The organism is Siphonobacter sp. (assembly GCF_048595215.1).
Classification (GTDB): domain Bacteria; phylum Bacteroidota; class Bacteroidia; order Cytophagales; family Spirosomataceae; genus Siphonobacter.
This window is the reverse complement of record NZ_JBMDWJ010000346.1, coordinates 1-17,041: the sequence shown is the minus strand read 5'-3', so window position 1 is coordinate 17,041 and position 17,041 is coordinate 1. Positions and strand designations below refer to the sequence as shown.

20 protein-coding genes and 1 pseudogene are annotated in these 17,041 nt (G+C 49.9%); 17 read left to right on the top strand and 4 right to left on the bottom strand.

What is annotated here, in order from left to right; genetic code table 11:
- Positions 1–527: pseudogene (locus ACOJTG_RS21575) on the top strand (alpha-N-arabinofuranosidase); the annotation flags it as partial.
- Between the two features lie 693 nt (positions 528–1,220).
- A complete protein-coding gene (locus ACOJTG_RS21570) occupies positions 1,221–1,370 on the top strand; it encodes a hypothetical protein (protein ID WP_158242825.1) in 150 nt (49 codons plus the stop codon).
- On the opposite strand, the gene ACOJTG_RS21565 is transcribed toward ACOJTG_RS21570, so the two are convergent.
- The 4 genes from ACOJTG_RS21565 to ACOJTG_RS21550 all read right to left on the bottom strand — a co-directional run bounded on the left by ACOJTG_RS21565 (position 1,367) and on the right by ACOJTG_RS21550 (position 7,237).
- The gene (locus ACOJTG_RS21565; protein WP_420155698.1) at positions 1,367–4,435 is read right to left on the bottom strand and encodes a lantibiotic dehydratase; all 3,069 of its coding nucleotides are present in this window, start codon (positions 4,433–4,435) and stop codon (positions 1,367–1,369) included. The genes ACOJTG_RS21570 and ACOJTG_RS21565 overlap by 4 nt on opposite strands.
- A 187-nt stretch (positions 4,436–4,622) precedes the next feature.
- The gene (locus ACOJTG_RS21560) at positions 4,623–4,991 is read right to left on the bottom strand and encodes a hypothetical protein (RefSeq protein WP_420155697.1); all 369 of its coding nucleotides are present in this window, start codon (positions 4,989–4,991) and stop codon (positions 4,623–4,625) included.
- A gap of 294 nt (positions 4,992–5,285) precedes the next feature.
- A complete protein-coding gene (locus ACOJTG_RS21555; protein ID WP_420155696.1) occupies positions 5,286–6,470 on the bottom strand; it encodes a sensor histidine kinase in 1,185 nt (394 codons plus the stop codon).
- Positions 6,471–6,472: 2 nt separating this feature from the next.
- Positions 6,473–7,237, bottom strand: coding sequence for a LytR/AlgR family response regulator transcription factor (locus tag ACOJTG_RS21550; RefSeq protein ID WP_420155695.1), 765 nt, complete (start codon positions 7,235–7,237; stop codon positions 6,473–6,475).
- Positions 7,238–7,400: 163 nt separating this feature from the next.
- Between ACOJTG_RS21550 and ACOJTG_RS21545 the strand changes: the two genes are divergently transcribed.
- The 15 genes from ACOJTG_RS21545 (at position 7,401) to ACOJTG_RS21475 (ending at position 16,540) form a co-directional block, all read left to right on the top strand.
- Positions 7,401–7,694: a helix-turn-helix domain-containing protein gene (locus ACOJTG_RS21545; protein ID WP_094812891.1), complete on the top strand. Its 294-nt coding sequence runs from the start codon at positions 7,401–7,403 to the stop codon at positions 7,692–7,694.
- A 137-nt stretch (positions 7,695–7,831) separates the two neighbouring features.
- Entirely contained in the window at positions 7,832–8,269 is a 438-nt protein-coding gene (locus ACOJTG_RS21540; RefSeq protein ID WP_420155694.1) for a hypothetical protein, read from the top strand.
- A 240-nt stretch (positions 8,270–8,509) separates the two neighbouring features.
- On the top strand, positions 8,510–8,776 hold the full coding sequence (locus tag ACOJTG_RS21535) for a hypothetical protein (RefSeq protein ID WP_420155693.1): 267 nt from the start codon (positions 8,510–8,512) through the stop codon (positions 8,774–8,776).
- 175 nt (positions 8,777–8,951) lie between these two features.
- Positions 8,952–9,119, top strand: a complete 168-nt coding sequence (locus tag ACOJTG_RS21530; protein WP_158242824.1) for a hypothetical protein — start codon at positions 8,952–8,954, stop codon at positions 9,117–9,119.
- A 13-nt stretch (positions 9,120–9,132) separates the two neighbouring features.
- On the top strand, positions 9,133–9,339 hold the full coding sequence (locus tag ACOJTG_RS21525; RefSeq protein ID WP_104715423.1) for a hypothetical protein: 207 nt from the start codon (positions 9,133–9,135) through the stop codon (positions 9,337–9,339).
- Positions 9,340–9,343: 4 nt separating this feature from the next.
- Positions 9,344–9,466, top strand: a complete 123-nt coding sequence (locus ACOJTG_RS21520; protein ID WP_420155692.1) for a ComC/BlpC family leader-containing pheromone/bacteriocin — start codon at positions 9,344–9,346, stop codon at positions 9,464–9,466.
- 60 nt (positions 9,467–9,526) lie between these two features.
- On the top strand, positions 9,527–9,664 hold the full coding sequence (locus tag ACOJTG_RS21515; protein WP_104715422.1) for a class IIb bacteriocin, lactobin A/cerein 7B family: 138 nt from the start codon (positions 9,527–9,529) through the stop codon (positions 9,662–9,664).
- 71 nt (positions 9,665–9,735) lie between these two features.
- Entirely contained in the window at positions 9,736–9,873 is a 138-nt protein-coding gene (locus ACOJTG_RS21510) for a class IIb bacteriocin, lactobin A/cerein 7B family (RefSeq protein ID WP_104715419.1), read from the top strand.
- A gap of 67 nt (positions 9,874–9,940) precedes the next feature.
- On the top strand, positions 9,941–10,078 hold the full coding sequence (locus ACOJTG_RS21505) for a class IIb bacteriocin, lactobin A/cerein 7B family (protein WP_104715421.1): 138 nt from the start codon (positions 9,941–9,943) through the stop codon (positions 10,076–10,078).
- Between the two features lie 193 nt (positions 10,079–10,271).
- Entirely contained in the window at positions 10,272–10,808 is a 537-nt protein-coding gene (locus ACOJTG_RS21500; RefSeq protein ID WP_420155691.1) for a DUF3267 domain-containing protein, read from the top strand.
- Between the two features lie 290 nt (positions 10,809–11,098).
- Complete coding sequence (locus ACOJTG_RS21495) at positions 11,099–11,236, top strand: class IIb bacteriocin, lactobin A/cerein 7B family (RefSeq protein ID WP_104715419.1); 138 nt, start codon at positions 11,099–11,101, stop codon at positions 11,234–11,236.
- A gap of 67 nt (positions 11,237–11,303) precedes the next feature.
- Positions 11,304–11,444, top strand: coding sequence for a class IIb bacteriocin, lactobin A/cerein 7B family (locus tag ACOJTG_RS21490; RefSeq protein ID WP_102202991.1), 141 nt, complete (start codon positions 11,304–11,306; stop codon positions 11,442–11,444).
- A gap of 197 nt (positions 11,445–11,641) precedes the next feature.
- Positions 11,642–12,820, top strand: a complete 1,179-nt coding sequence (locus ACOJTG_RS21485; RefSeq protein ID WP_420155690.1) for an HlyD family secretion protein — start codon at positions 11,642–11,644, stop codon at positions 12,818–12,820.
- 44 nt (positions 12,821–12,864) lie between these two features.
- A complete protein-coding gene (locus ACOJTG_RS21480; protein ID WP_420155689.1) occupies positions 12,865–15,129 on the top strand; it encodes a peptidase domain-containing ABC transporter in 2,265 nt (754 codons plus the stop codon).
- Complete coding sequence (locus ACOJTG_RS21475; protein WP_420155688.1) at positions 15,110–16,540, top strand: TolC family protein; 1,431 nt, start codon at positions 15,110–15,112, stop codon at positions 16,538–16,540. Before ACOJTG_RS21480 ends, ACOJTG_RS21475 begins: the two co-directional genes overlap by 20 nt.
- Positions 16,541–17,041: the final 501 nt, after the last annotated feature.

Sequence of the window (17,041 nt, the reverse complement as noted above, 5' to 3'; positions counted from 1 at the left end):
TATACTTCGGCGGTTTGTGGGGTGGACAACTTCAGTCGTATCGGAATAATACCTTCGATGCCGCCCACCAGGAGCCGGTCGGTGATGAACCCGCTCTGGGGCCTCGGGTCGCCCGGCTGACGGAGGATATGCTGTCTTTTGCCGAAGAGGTCAGAGAGATTGTACTGACGGATGAAAACGGCGAAGTACTGACGGCCGGAGATAACGACCGCCGCTTTTTTGAGGCGAGTTGGGTGCATAAATATCAGGGCAAATATTACTTCTCGTATTCTACTGGCGATACGCATTACATCTGCTACGCCATCGGAGATAGTCCGTACGGACCTTTTACCTACGCAGGAAGAATTCTGGAACCCGTAGTCGGCTGGACGTCCCATCACTCCATCTGTGCATTTGAGGGGCAATGGTATTTGTTTTACCATGATTCCAGTTTATCCAAAGGGGTGACGCATTTACGGAGTATAAAAGTGACTCCGCTGCTCCATGATGAAAAGGGGTATATTCAGACTATCTACCCGTACCGATAGTCCGATTGTTTTTGACATGGTTGGCCCAGAGTCTGTTTAGGCTCTGGGTTTTTGTGTTAATGTCTTTTGTTAGGTGTATAAACTGAGTTTGGTGCCGATGGCAGTGGGGGCTAGTGGCTTATACTTACTTCTATAGCAGTATAGAAGGTTTGCTCTTTTAGAGGTCCGTTATTCACCTAAACGGAGTTTAGCCCTCCTTGTTGGCTGTTTGGTAGCCCGTGAACCTCTCCTTAACTGCCTAGCTTAGCTCAAGGCCACCGTATTGCCCGCGAGGCAGGTTACTCCGTTGCTCACGGGCGGGAGGGGTTTGTTCTTCCAGTAATAGTTGATGTCGGCTAGTTAATAGTGGATAGTAGTTAAAATACAAGTAAAAACCTTCATAGACGGCGTAAACCCGCATCCCTTCCTATCGCATTCCATGGCGGCCACCATGGAATGGTTTCATCCGTAATACGGTGGCCTAGAGCAGGATGAAAGGAGCAGTGGGCGTGCCGACATGCGATGCTCGACATGGAAGGTCTATGGACTAAAATACTAGCCGTATCTGTGGTACGAAAGACCTCACTAGTAAAGGGTTAGGTCAAACGAAGACTCGTTTGAGATCGGCAAAATTCGCATAAAGCATTCCCGTACGTTATTGATCCACTGTTCATTACCACTCACTTTTGTTGAGTAAACACTGACCAAACGATCATGAAAAACAAAGAACAAGTACTCCTGCATCATTCCCTGGGCCTGGATCAATGGGACGACGAAGAAATCGGTTACGACGACAACTGGATGGTTTCCGCCACCGATCTGTTCCGAACCTTTGAGTACCTACCCGATGAATCCCTCGACTAGTCGAGGGTCGGTACCATTCGCTGTTTGGCCCGGGCCGAGTCGTAATACTTGGTCAGGGAAGCGTACACAATCAATTCGTAGGCCCGCTGCTTGGTTGGGAAAATGCGGTTGATCATCATGTGAATTAAGCTCGCCAGTAGGTGATACCGTTGTTCCTTTCCCGCAAACGAACTACTCAGGTGATTCAACACGTCCGTCAAACCGGAAGGAACCGACTCGCGGGGTGCATTCAGCTGTTGTTCAATCAAAGGCCGGTACAGTCGGTATTTGTCATTCAGCTGTTTGCGTAACGTTGGATTTCCACTGAATTCCTGAAAAAACTGGCTATTCAGATGGCTCATGAGTTCGTGCCGTTCGGCAAGACTCAAGCCCGCTTCAGCCAGTAACTGATCGATCTGTCGGGTGGTAAACACGAACCGTAGGCTTTCATCGGCGGCAATGCCGACTTCTTCCAGAAAGGAAAGGGTCGTTAGGCTGTCGTAATGGAAGATTGTTTCGCAATGTTCCATATGCTGCATCCCGTAGCGTTCCAGTTCCCGCTGATACGTATCCGTCTGAATGCGGTGCACTAGTCCCGTCTGTACGTGGGGTCGCAGTACCTGCTCAATGGCTCGGATGACGTGGTGATAGAACTCCAGGTGCGGATTTCCCAGAAACCGGAGCCGCAGGTGCGGATCGGGATCTTTGTAGCGAACAAAGAAAAACTGACGGATGATGTGATTACCTAAAAGCTGGCGTATCACCGGATACAGGCTTTGGATCAAGATTAAGTCCGAAGACTTCTCGCCGATGTACACCTTCAGGTACAGCCATTCGCTGCCAATCGAAAAGCGACGCTGCGGTACTTCGGAAGGCTTGTGCGACAGCCCCGGAATGGGCGATACCGCCGTATTGTAAAAAGGCAGAATAAGCTCGTGCGTAAACCGAAGGCCCCCAGCCGAGACCGGGCACTGCTCGGGCGTGGACAGAAATTCCAGCAACTGAAGCGTACCCTGTTTGCGTAATTCCAGCCAGAGTAGCTGTAGGGACGGAGAATCCTGGGCGTTGATCAGCAATTCATTATCCCCCGAAGCCAGTACAAAAAAATCCGGTAAGCCTTTCTGCTTTAGCACGCTGAGTAGTTGATTGGCTGACGCACACTCTTCGCTGCGTAAAGCCCACCGGGCTCGGCTGATGATGATGTTTTCGTAGCTAACTCGTGGTAAAAAGGCCTGTTTCTTCAACAGACTCCAGTCCCAGTGCAAGAGAAAAGGCGTATCCTGCGACTGTAAATCGCACAAGAAACGGTACAGCGGCAGGCTATTTTGGTAATTATGAGCATTCGAAAGCCGGGGAATAACGCGTTTGTTAAGCCGCTGCGAGCGTAAAATCACCTGCTGATTTTGCAGCGATACCCGCAAATCTTCCAGCGGAATCTGATAGGCGGGGTCCACCGATGATTGGCCCATGTACGGGATCTCGTACGTGTGCAAAGCAGGTCTGGTCAGGATATTACCGGCTCTGGAGTCGGGGCAGTAGACGATTTCGGCGAAAATGACATCGGCGTGAAAACGCTCTTCCTCGGCCACACACGCCCGTACCTGCTCCGTCAGGGTTGCACTTGCTTCACAAAACCGACTCAGCAAATTCACCGCAGAAGGGCCGCTACAGGCCGCCATGCTGAACTGAAAATCTCCCTGATCCAGGGCTTGTTCTGACGCGGCAAGCAGACTACCCAACACGTAAAAGCTATGAGCCATGCGTGGGGAAGGAAGCTGATGCTGACCAATCCAGGCCAGATCGTCGTTGCTGAGTTGAATTTCCCGTTGATGCGTACTAAGGCAATGACTGAACTTTTCCAACAGAAAATCCTGCCACCAACTGGGCCGGGCTTCCGTGTCTTCGGGGGTTACGCTGGGCAATGACAGATCATCCACCATCGGGGCGTACCCCATGCCTAAAGGCGACTGCTGACCGTATCCTACGCCAATTTCGTGATCCAGGGCCAAGGCCAGCGGTACTTCTTCATCTTCGTAGCGATTGTAAAAGCGACGTTTAAAGGCTTCCAGTTCCGGGTTTTTATAGGGCCGATGCAAGACCATCAGCCGGGAAAGTTGCTTCGTAATTTTCTCCACCACCGAAGCCTGTAGCTGATTAAACGCTAGTGAATGAAAAGCATCTACCTGAATGATGTCGGGTTTGGAAGTGGCCTGGTCATACTGCTCGAGCCAGCAGCGGGTTGCCTCATACGTCAGGCGGAGATCCCTGTTGGACCGTAGTAGGCTCTGAAGCTGGCTCAAAATAGCGACCAAGGGTTGCGTACTAGCAAGCGTTTGCAACCGTTCGATCAGATAGTTTAAGTAATCCGTACCCGTCAGCGTAGGCTCAATTTCAAACACCAGTAAGTGGTTGCTCAGCAATTCTTCCAGATATTCCTCGGCCTCGGCTGGTTCGATACCTAATTCACTTAGGCCATGCGTTAATTCGGGTAACGTAGCTCCCTGGCGAGCCTGTTCGAAAATCAGTTCCAGAAACTCATTCTTTTCCACGGCACTGATAAAATACTGCCGTTGCTGTTGTACCCGCAGCGGCTCAACGTAGCGGTACGAATCGCCTACCGTATACAATGACGTACACGGATACACGCGAAGCTGCGAACGGAGTACGGGTTGCTGGGTGAGCCAGTCTTTCAAAGCAAACAGACATTCCACATCCAGACGGGTGTGCGTTTGCAACTGCTCCCGATCAACCCCTTCCCAGTGCGTAGTCGAAGCAATTTGCCCGACCGAACAACCCGCAAATAACCCGTACGGCGTACACCGGGTACTCATGCGGATGGCGTATTTATACAGAGCGTATAAAAACTTGTCGCCTTCGGGTAGTTCATTACCCGCAAACCACTGCTGAAATCGCTCGTACAAAGCCGGAGAGGCCAAACATAAGGCCTGTTGGGCCAATGGACTGGCGTACCAGGATCGTAGCTGATCGGCTAGGGGAATGGAAGAGGCATTTTGCTGGAGTTGGAGGAGTTCGTCAATTGACCAGTGTGGTTGGCGGAGGAGGTAAAATCCAAACGGGTGGAGCATTGGATATCAGGGGGCTGGTTGGTTAGCTAAATGTAAGCTTTCGACCCCTGTACTACATTACCGAGCAAGGATAAATTTTGATTGCCTGTAACTAAATTGATAAAAATCAATACTTGTCAAGACATTGGTAATGAACGTTTTAAGTAATACTAAACCACTGCTGGTTGATTGTAAACCTGAGGTAAGATTAATAACCTGATTCAGCTAATGCAATGTATTTTTCAATAGCCTGCTGAAACTGTTGGGCGGGGAAGGGCTCGGTAAGAAAATGAAGGCGTTCGAGCCGATAGTGAGCATACAGGTGCTCGGGGTACAGCGAAGACAGGATGAGTGACTTGCAGTGACGCAAGGTAGTAACCAGGGATTCTGGAAGAAGCGAATGGGGTTCGGGAAGGCTGACAAAAACCAGATCGTACTTCCCCGATCGTATCTCCTGAACTGCTTCGCTAGAGTACGAGCCGGTCCAGGTTAAATCCAGACAGCCCGTACGCCGGATGTAATGTTCCAGCAGGGTATCGGATAGATACGATCGGTGAAGTAAGAGGCAGTTAAACATGAATTAGCGACCGTAAGTGATGGTAAACATTTCGCAAAGCCGTGAGGAAACCGTTAAATCAGAGCGTCCTCCCGTGGAAGCATGTAAGGATACCAAGCGTTCTTTTTTAAGGACTAAGCGGTTAGTGGAAGTAGAGGGCGTTTTCATAAGCGGTAGAGCGAAATGGTTGGTTTGTAAACCTCTCTGGGCGAGGAGGACATGACAAAGGTAAAACTACGGCTTGCGGCAATTCAAGAAATTTAGCCGGACTCGACGCAACCTTCGACGAATGAAAAGCTGGCATCGTCGAATGCATTAGTCGAGCGGGGAAGGCGACTGTTGTTCCAACTGAAGGATTAGCTCAGCGGTGTACATTTGCTCACCGGCATTGAGGGAAAGTTGGTGCTGACCCGGATACAGCAGATCGAGTCGTTTGCGGGTATTGACCAGTCCTACACCTCCGGAATTGGGTTTTTGCGGAGCTGGATTCGAGAGCGAACTGACGCTGTTTTCTACCCGAAAGGTAAACGTTGACCCCTCCAGATGAGCGGCTACTCGAACAAAGGCTTTATCGCGGGTCTTACTGGCTCCGTGTTTGAACGCGTTTTCAACCAGCGAAATCAGGAGCAAAGGGGCAATTTGATGCTGCTGAAAATCACCAGTTTCCGTATAGCTGATCTCCACCCGCTGTCCGTGGCGGGCCCGTTCCAGTAGCAGGTAGTTTTGAATAAACTCCAGTTCCTTCGCAACGGTAATGCGTTCAACGTTCGACTCGTACAGATTATACCGTATCAGGTCCGAAAGCTTGAGTACGATTTCAGCGGCTTCATCGTCAAGATCCACCACCCGTACGTAAAGACTGTTGAGCGTATTGAAAAGAAAATGCGGGTTGATCTGAGACCGGAGGAAATCCAGCTCCAGAGCCAGATTGTTCTTTTCCAGTAGAAGTTGTTTGCGGTCGGACTCGTATTTATCCCGTTCGAGTCGTAGAGCTCGGTTGCGGTATTGAGTAATGTCTTTAATTCCCTTGAAAAACAGAATGACGGTAGGAATAAATAGCGACCAGGAGTAACTCCATAAGGCCGTTGGCAAGTGCGTAAAACAGCCCAGTAGGCCGTGGGGCTTAAGAAATTGATGCCAGATTTTTTCTACGTAGGATACTTCGGCAAGGCCGTAACCATTCGAATAGGGCTGTACCCACTGGAAACTGTAATAGTTAATTAAATAAGTGGCCTGAAATACCAGCAAAATCGCTCCAATCAGATAGGGAATGCGACGGGTATAGAGATAACGGGGAAAAACAAAATGGCCCAGCCCGTAATACACACTGATATCCACCAGCCAGGTAATCAGCGAGAGCCGGAAAACGACTTCGGCATTATCATGTACGAGCCGGGGAGCAAAATAATGCCGATCCAAAAAGTACAGCAACAGCCAGGCCAGCAAATGCAGACCCACGCTTTTCAACTTGCTTTGATAGCGGTGATAGAAGGTAGTCAAGACTAGCTACGGTTTTTGCGTAAGGTTTCCATAACCGATTCCCGAAAGGTGACGCCGATGGGCACTTTCTTGCCGTCCGTCGTCGTAATGACGTTGCCATCAATTTCCTGAATGGCTCGTTTGCGAACGATGTACGAGCGATTAACCCGCAGAAAAAGGGCCGCGGGCAGCATGGCTTCGATCTTCAGCATGGTCATGTGCGTGACGAGTACCCGGCCCGGCAGGTGAATTTTCAGGTAGTCTTTCATGCCTTCAATAAAGACGATTTCTTCGGGTACGACCTTGATCAGCTTCTTATCTTCCTTAATCAGGATGAAATCCGTATGCTCCGGGGCGGGTTCAGTACTGGGGGCCGCCGCTGGTGGAGCGGGGGTAGGGACTTCCGGCGAAAACGACCGATTCCCCGTGGCTTTATTGATGGCCCGCATGAAGCGTTCGAAGGATACGGGCTTTAATAAGTAATCTGTCACCTGATGCTCAAAGCCTTCCACGGCGTAATGCGGAAAGGCCGTTACCATGATTACTTCCGGCTTGGGCGTGGGGAGCAGACGTAAAAACTCAAATCCGGTCATTTCCGGCATTTCGACATCCAGAAAAATAAGCGAGGGTTGGAGTTGCTGTACCTGAAATAAGGCATCTACGGCATTATCACAGGTACCAATCAGTTCTAAAAAAGGGACCCGACTAACGAACTTTTCGATCAGCTGACGGGCGGGCAATTCATCATCAATAATAAAGCAACGAACGGGGGATAGCGGAGCAGTCATAGTTTCATAAGCTGAGCCCTGGCAATATACACGGAAATTATTGATGTGTCGGCCCTCTTCATTCGTCGAACGCTTTCTTTCACTGGTCTAAAAAGTTTTTAAAACGGGAGTGGCTAAGCGTATTTCGATTCGTCAAACGACTCAAACCTAAACGAACTCAACAATGACGACTACGAACACAGTACCTGCCATTGAATTGCTGACGACGCGTGCGATTAGTCTTAAAATTCGGAAGCTACGGGAAATCTATAGTTACTCGCAGGAATACGTAGCCTTTCAAATGGGCATTAGCCAGGCTGCGTATTCAAAAAAAGAATCCGGTCGTACGGAATTATCCCTGTTGTGCCTGGGCAAGCTCTCCGAAATCTACCAGGTTTCGTTGATGGACCTCATCGGCCTGAGTACCCAGGAATTACTGATGAAAGTGCTGCAAACCAATGCCAGTCTGGCTGCCTAACCCACGTTCCGGGCCCTGCGGTATGAAGTATTCTCCACCCGCATAGCCTATAACGAAGCATTATTGAAAAACCGGAAGGCCCGCCGCAACTTTGTATCGTCAATGAAGGGACAGCGGCCCGTTCCAAACCCAAAAAGATGATGGAATCGAGCAAATCATGTCCGAGCTACATTGCTAAACCCGGAGCCGAATTATTCGGAATCGTAACGGCCGAAGGGCAGGTAGCCTATCTGGAAGAGTCCATTAAGATTGACAAAACGTTCGTTGAAAAAGCCGCCGAGCACGAAGCCCGCACCGGGCAAGCCGCCGAGGACCGCTTCCGATTTTCGGGAAAGTGTATTCAGGGAGGCTGCGGACAATGGGATCACGAACATTCGGCCTGTAGCCTGGTCGGACGCATCCGTGAGGCACTGGAGAAAAAAGCCGAAGCCGCCCTGTCACCCTGTGCGATCCGGTCGAGTTGCCGCTGGTATTTCCAGGGTGGAGCCGATGCCTGTGGACACTGTAACGAAGTCGTCCGAAGTGTAGAAAAACAACGCCTCGACGCTCTGCCACTGAATAACCGAATCGAATAAAGTACAACAGCGGGTTGTTGAAAAAGTAATGAAAGCCGGCAACCTTTGTCAAGGAAATTGAAACGAAGCAGAGCGGCAACCAAGCCATCCCACGTACCTGAAACCTATAACAGAAACGAATAAAGTATAGAGTTAAGTTTTTGTAAATCAATAGTTTAGTAAAGAAATTTGTATCAACCATTACAGTCATCCCTTAGAAGTTCTCTACCGCATTTAGTAAACGTCTAAAACAATAACACGATGAAAATCAACTATTTGTTCGCCTTGGCCGTGGCGGGGTTGCTTACCGCCTGCCAGAAGGAAGAGGTCGCCCCTCAGGCCCAAACGGTGCAGAAACCGAATGAGGCACCAGAACCCCTGACTACACCCCGTCAAAAGCCCTTGCTGGAGCCGCAGGAGATTGTGTATCTGAAAACGCCCCTGCCGCGTCCCATCATTGAGCGTCCGATTATTGTATACCCAGGGCCTATTCATACGCTGCCCGTGCAACCCATCACCCTGTACTAGTTTATAAATACGTATAGATAGAATCGTTAGATATAGTTAATCGTATATAGATATTGCTCATAAGTCAGATAGATAGTAGTAAAACGGGGAAGTGCCGGGCCTCTTATAGACGCATCATTATTAAACAGACCCAGGCTAGTGGGCACTCCCTAACGCAACCGTAATCTGCTAAAAAATGGAAAACCAACCCCTTAGTACGCAAGAACTGCTGGAAACGCAGGGAGGACTGTCCGTTATCGGACCGATTCGTGGACCGATCATTCTGCCGCCCATTACGTTTCCACCCATCATTAAACCCATTGGCCCCATTCTGGTGCCGTATCCGTTACCTCCACTCGTATAAACAACAAACTCCAATGAAAAAAGACCTCACTCAACAGATCAAGGATCTGAAAGCTTCGGCGACTTCCAAAGAAGACCTGATGAGCCAACTGGCTAACCTAGAAACGGGCGAAATTTCCCCCGAGACTCTACAAAAAGTTAACGGAGGCGTAAGCGTCAAACCCCAGTTGCCGGGAACTGTACTGGGCTTGTTAATTCCTCCCACTTTTCCTGAACTGTAGGCTCATGCAAACACCAGACTTCACCGAACTCACCGGCGAAGAAACCCACCAGATACAGGGCGGCAGCTCCTGGCTGGAAACGGTAGCCGCATGGATTTTGAAAGAAATCAACCGGGACGTGATTTAGTCCTTCTAACGCAACGTATTCTTTATTTAATCTAGCTATATCATCTAAAAAAACAGACGTATGAACACTTTACCAAATGTAACTGAACTCAATAGCCAGGAGCTGGCCGAACTCAACGGTGGAATCATCCCCATTTTCCTGGCAGGTGTTGCCCTAGGTGCCGGTGCCATGTATGTGTACGATCACTACATCAAATAGTCCGTATTACCTAAGTTTCTGATTTATATACAGTTCTACAATCAAACAGTTAAACACAACCAAACAAACAGATGAACAACAATTTCGAATTTGCCGGCCTGACTACGCTTGATCAAAATGAATTAATGGAAGTAGAAGGCGGAATCATCCCCTTCCTGATTGGTGCCGCCATCGGCGTAACGGTCGCTCACTACATCGCTACGCACTAAGAGGCAACAGCTTCCTAATTAATCACTGATATTTCACTCATTTACACACATTCAAACACTCAATCTCATGAACGCAGTAGCTTTTCAAAACGCCGAACTAGTAGCCTTGGATCAAAACGAATTGATGGAAGTAGAAGGCGGTATCGTACCTGCTCTCATCCTGGGATACATTGCCGGTGTGGCTCTCTACGCCGCTCTTTCCTAAGCGTGATCTGAATTAAAATCGCAGGAAGGCACTGCCTTCAGCAAGTAGTGTCTTCCTGCTGATTTCATGAGGAGTAAGTACATGAGTGGAGCGGTGATCCCGCTGTAGTAAATCTTTGAAATTGAGAAACCACGCAAACCGACTTCATTGGGAAGAAAGGCTATTGCGTAAGACATGAATGACAATGAATCTTATGAATCAGGAATTGACCATTTCATCCGGTAAAGCTCAGATTTTTGGCTTGGGAGCCAGTCTGCTGGGTGTACTGTTACTCTGGATGCCTTATCAGTACCTCTGGGGTGGTAGTCTGCTCGACCTCGGGAAACTCTCCAGTTCGGTGTGGTTCGGCTGGCTGGGTGTACTGTTGGTCGGAGCCGTAATCCACGAAGGCATCCATGCCCTTACGGCCGTTTACTACGGAAAAATCCAATGGAGCCAGACCAAATTCGGCATTCAGTGGAAAAGCCTGACGCCCTATTTTCACCCTACCGTAGTCATGCCCGTTGAAAAATACCGCGTGGTGGTTATGATGCCGCTACTGGTCATGGGCTTGTTTCCGTACGCACTGGCTTTAGTATTGGGTAACGGTTGGATACTAGCTTTTGGCATCAGCTTCACCGTAGCAGCCTTTGGCGACCTGCTCATTTTATGGATGATGCGAAACTTACGCCAGGGCCAACCCGTACAGGATCACCCTTCTAAAGTAGGACTGGTCGTACCTATGCCGTAGTACTTGCTTTGGCAAAGCGTCCGAGTAGTAAAAGCCAAGGTCGGCCTTCTGGTAAACCTTACAAACCAATAGATATACTGTTTTCATCCACGTTTAACAAACAAACCAATGAACACCTTACCCAACGTAACCGAACTCACTGCCCAGGAACTAACCTCTGTACAAGGGGGGATTCCGCTACTGGCTCTGCCGCTGGCCGCCTTCCTGATTCCAACCGTGTAAGCATTACCTAAGTTTCTGATTTATATACAGTTCTACAATCAAACAGTTAAACACAACCAAACAAACAGATGAACAACAATTTCGAATTTGCCGGCCTGACTACGCTTGATCAAAACGAATTAATGGAAGTAGAAGGTGGAATCATCCCCTTCCTGATTGGTGCCGCCATCGGTGTAACGGTCGCTCACTACATCGCTACGCACTAAGCGGCAACGGCTTCCCAATTAATCACTGATATTTCACTCATTTACACACATTCAAACACTCAATCTCATGAACGCAGTAGCCTTACAAAACGCAGAACTGGTAGCCTTGGATCAAAACGAATTGATGGAAGTAGAAGGTGGTATCGTACCCGCCCTGATCGCCGGATACATTGCCGGTGTCGCTCTCTACGCCTGGGTTTCTAAGTAGTAGTGCCGCCAGGCAAGACCCTGCTCTTAGTAGTAGGGTCTTTGCTTTTCGCCCGCGGAAATGCCCTTCATTCCGTCCGTAGCCCGCTACGGACGGAATTGCTGATTATAGCCTCCCGTTATAAAGCACAACCAAACGTTGTTGAGCTAGCGAGCTGATTGATAGACCTTTGACCTAAGAAGTTAAACGTCGAAATCATGAGCCAACAACTGCATCCGGCTGAAGTCATTGAGCATACGACTGAAGCCTACTTACCCCAAGTATCCGCTCGCGGGCAGGTCATTTACCTGACGATTCTGGCGGCGGTTTTCGTAGCCCTGGGTAGTTTACCCTTCATCCGTACAGAAGTATCGGTGCAAAGTGTAGGGGTGGTACGTCCACGGTCCGAACGCAATGAAATTCGTCCCCTTATCGCGGGTACGCTCACCGAAGTACTAGTTCGGGAAAACCAGCCCGTAACGGTCGGCCAGCCGCTATTTCGCCTGCAAACGGACGTGCTGGATAGTAAATTACGCCTCATTCGCCTCCAGCAGCAGGAAAAGGATGGCTACATCCGCGACCTGACCCTGCTGGTTTCTACGCCGCTCTCCCAGGCTCCGGCTTCGCTTTCGCTGCGTTCTCCGCTGTACCGCCAGCAGTACGAACAGTTTCGGTATCAGCAGGTGGAGCTGGCCGAAACCCTTCGCAAACGCCAACGCGAATTGCAGACCAATCAGAAGTTACTCAGTGAAAAACTCATCGCTCAGCAGGAACTCGAAGACAAGGAATTTGCCCAAAAGACCGCTCAGGCTCAGTACCAAACCCTGACCGAGCGTCAGATGAGCGATTGGCAAACGGCCCTGGCCCAGTATCGTCGCGATGTGGTCGAACTACAGGCTCAGCAGCAGCAATTGCAACGCGAACGCGATTTGTACCTCATTAAAGCTCCCGTGGCGGGTAGCGTGGGGCAACTGGTAGGCAAGTACGTGGGCAGTTACGTTCAGGCCGGAGAAGTCATGGGAGTCATTTCACCGGATTCCAATCTGTTGGCCGAGTGCTACGTCTCACCCAAGGATATTGGCCTGCTGCAAAAAGGGATGAAAGCCCGCCTGCAGGTGGATGCTTTCGACTACAACCAGTGGGGCCTGGCCGAAGGCGAAATTGCCGACATCGCCAATGACATCACGGTTACTGACCAGCAAACCTACTTCCGCGTCAAGTGTAAACTCAGCCGTAATCACCTCACGCTCCGGCAGGGCGTCAAAGGATACCTGAAAAAAGGAATGTCCCTGCGGGCTCATTTTGTGGTCACTGAACGCAGCCTTTTTGATCTGCTCTACGATAAAACCGACGACTGGTTAAATCCCAAAACTAATCCCGGACTGGCTTCCCGCTAAGTATTTCAACTCCTTCCTGTGTACCTCCTTAATGAAATTGAGCAATGTTTACCCGTAAGAAAATACGCATCAAGCAGCATGACATCACCGACTGTGGTGCCGCCTGCCTGGCTTCAGTAGCCGCCCATTATGAATTACTCATGCCCATTGCCCGCATCCGGCAGTACGCCTCGACCGATCAGAAAGGGACCAACGTACTAGGCATGATTGAAGCCGCCCAGCGACTGGGTTTTCAGGCCAAAGGCGTACGCGGTACGTTCGAGAGCCTCTCGAAGATTCCCATGCCAACGGTGGCTCATATTGTCGTCAAAGAAGTACTACACCATTTTGTGGTCATCTATCAGGTGACCGATACGCACGTGGTCGTGATGGATCCCGGTCCGGGCAAAATGGAAAAATATACGCACGAAGCGTTTCAGAAAGTATGGACGGGTGTACTGGTGTTACTACTGCCCGGGGAAAGCTTCGAAACGGGGAACAATAAAAAATCGATTACGGGCCGGTTCTGGAATCTGGTCCGCCCGCACCGCTCGGTAATGATGCAGGCTCTGGTTGGAGCGTTGGTGTATACGGTGCTAGGCCTGTCCACGTCGATTTACATGCAGAAAATTGTGGATCACGTACTGGTGGAAGGCAACCGGAATCTGTTGAATCTGCTCAGCGTGGCCATGATCCTGATTCTGGGACTGCAACTCTTCATTGGTTCCATGAAAAGCATGTTTGCCCTGAAAACGGGTCAGCAGATTGATGCTCACCTGATTCTGGGTTATTACAAACACCTGCTCAAACTACCCCAACAGTTTTTCGATACCATGCGGGTAGGGGAGATCATCTCGCGGGTAAATGACGCCGTGAAAATCCGGGCGTTTATCAATGACACCGCTTTGACGCTGGTAGTCAACGTATTTATCGTCCTGTTTTCCTTCGGTATGATGTTCACCTACGACTGGAAACTGGCCCTGATTATGCTGGCCGTCATTCCTTTTTACGCCCTGATTTACTGGGTTGTAAACCGGGTTAACAAAAAAGGGCAACGGACTCTGATGGAAAATTCCGCCGATCTGGAATCGCAACTGGTGGAATCGCTCAATTCCGTAGGGACCATCAAACGCTTCGGGCTGGAGGGCTTTTCGAACGTGAAAACCGAAACCCGCTTCATCAAACTGCTCCGTAGCATTTATACCTCGGCTTCTGTATCGATCTGGGCGGGCAGCGGTTCGGAGCTGGTATCGCGGCTGTTTACCATCATTTTACTATGGGTCGGTTCGGGCTTTGTTATCGACAACGCGATTACTCCCGGTGAACTACTCTCGTTTTACGCTCTCATTGGCTATTTCACGGGTCCGGCCAGTAGTCTGATCACCGCTAACCGCGTGGTACAGGAAGCCCTGATTGCCGCCGACCGCCTCTTTGAAATCATGGATCTGGAACGCGAGGCTACGGAAAATAAAATCGAACTCCGTCCGGAAATGATTGGGGACATTACCTTCCGCCAGATGTCCTTCCGCTACGGTTCCCGCGTGCAGGTATTTCAGAATCTGAACCTGACGATTCCCAAGGGGAAGGTGACGGCCGTGGTGGGTGAAAGCGGCTCGGGAAAATCGACCCTGCTCTCGCTGCTACAGAATCTTTACCCCCTGCAAACCGGGTCCATCTACATCGGCGATTACGACATCAAGCACATTCATAATGAGAGCCTACGTCGGCAGGTGAGCGTGGTACCGCAGCAGGTCGATTTATTCGCCGGGAATGTCATCGACAATATTGCCGTCGGCGAATACCAGCCCGATATGCAGCGGATTCTGGGGCTCTGCCAGTTGCTGGGTATTTCCGAATTCATCGAAAAATTACCCAATGGCTTTCATACCTACCTCGGCGAAAACGGAGCCAGCCTGTCCGGCGGTCAGAAACAGCGGCTGGCGATTGCCCGGGCTCTGTACCGCAATCCCCAGATTATCATTCTGGATGAAGCCACGTCATCGCTCGATTCCGTATCCGAACGAGCCGTACAGCATACGATTGAACAGCTGCGTCAGGCGGGTAAAACCATCATCATCATCGCTCACCGCCTAAGTACGATTATGAATGCCGATAAGATTGTCGTAATCGAAGAAGGCAAGCTGGTCGAAGAAGGTTCGCACGCCGAATTGCTCGACTACCGCCAGGCCTACTATAAACTCTGGGCTTCGCAGTATCTGGTCAGTACCCCGGAAACGGCCCTAGATCGGGCAAGTCTGCTCAATGTGAGTGCTAATGGTACGGAATCCACCCCTACAAACGCCAGCCACCATGTTTCGATTCAATCCTAAACTCGTCGCAGTCTTTCTGCTGAGCGTTGGATGCCTGACGCCTGGCCTGAGCCAAACCCGTATTTCACTCCAGGAGTGCATTCAGCAGGCCATCAGAGAGAATTTACAGATCAAAGACGCTGAATTGCAGCAGGAGTCAACGATCAATACGTACCAGCAATCCCGACGTGACCGAATGCCCGCCGTATCGGGCGTATTTAATCCGGGCTATTCACTGGGCCGTTCCATCGATCCGTATACCAATAGTATTACGACCGATCACCTGGGAACCAATAGTCTGGGCATAACGGCCAGCTGGGCTATTTACAACGGCAATCAGCTGCAAAACCTTCAAAAACAAAATGCCCTGAATCTATCCGCGGGTCAGTACGATTTGCAGGCGGCTAAAAACATGATTACCCTAAAGGTACTGCAGGCGTATTTACAAGTGCTCGTGACGCAGGAACTCCTGCAAGTAGCTCTGAAGCAGGCTGAAGCCACGCAACTACAACTCGATCGCATGACCCGGCAGGTACAACTTCAGGTCGTAGCGGAAGCCAATCTCTACAACCTGCAATCGCAGCGGGCGAATGATGACTTACAGATTACCAACGCCCGCAACGAGGTTCGTACGGCCCAGATGGCTTTGAGCCAGCTACTCAACTGGCCCGCCGATCAAAACTACGAACTCGAAGCCATCACCAGGGAAGTGACGGCGGCTCCGGTAGAATCCTGGCAGCAGGTATACCGCTCTTCGCTGACGATTCTACCCGAAAGTAAGTCCGCTGCTTTACGGATTCAATCGGCCCGTAAGGGTATGGAAGCAGCCCGGGGCCTGCGAATGCCGACCCTGTCGCTGAATAGTTCCCTGGGGACCTCGTACTCTTCGGCGGCCAAGAAATACGTGACTGGCGATTCGTACCGCGAGGAACCGCTCAATGCCTTTGTAACGGTGAATAATGAACGTTATCAGCTCAGTTCCATTAGCCAGGCCACGAGTACCCAGAACATGGGGTATTTGGAACAGTTGGGCAACAATCCGGTATGGTCGGTAAGCCTGTCTTTACGCATTCCCATTTTCAACGCCAATCAGGCTTCGTACCGGATTCAGGAAGCGAAAATCCAGCAGCTACGGGCGGACAACCAGCAAAAACAGGTACACCTGCAAATGCGGCAGCAAGTTGAACAAGCCTTTGTGCTGTACAGAAATGCGTTGGAACGCCAGCAGACGCACCAGCGGCAGGTAGAAGTACTCGAAAAGACCGTACATGCGGCTCAGGTACGACTGGAGGTAGGTGTGGTAAACGTGCTTGATTATACGCTAGCAAAGACTAATCTAGACCGGGCTCGGGCCAGTCTCATTCAGGCAACGTACGAATGTGCGTTCCGCCAGCAAATCATTGGGTTTTACCAGTCGGGTACCCTCAATTAATTGTGTTGCTCAATTTCGACTATTTACACACGTATCGGCTGCTGGCTGATGCGTGTGTTGCTGTTTTAGATAACTTACGGGATCAGGGAAGCGATAACATAAAAAACTCCTGGCCATCAGCAATGACAGGAGTTTTACTTCAGTGTTTCAGAAAAGTTCCGCCAAGACCTTTTCTGAAACAGTATCGTTTAATTATTGGTCATAGGTAAGCTTTTTTTTTCATAGAAAAAAGGATTTTGGCAAGATTTTTTGTTGATATAGGGCTAGTGGTCCAGAGCTTTAGGGGTATAATGGGCTAATTTTTCAAAGTGCCATTCATTGAAAATAGCCCATCAATCTAAGGAGATTACTTCTTGCGTATGTATGACAGACTGACGAATACCTATTCGTTTTAACCCACGATTCAATGCCCGTAAAGCCTGTTTTTTTAGTAGTTGAAGATGATGAAGATGATCGCGATTTTTTAACAATGGCTTGTCAAGAAGGAGAGTACTTCTGTGA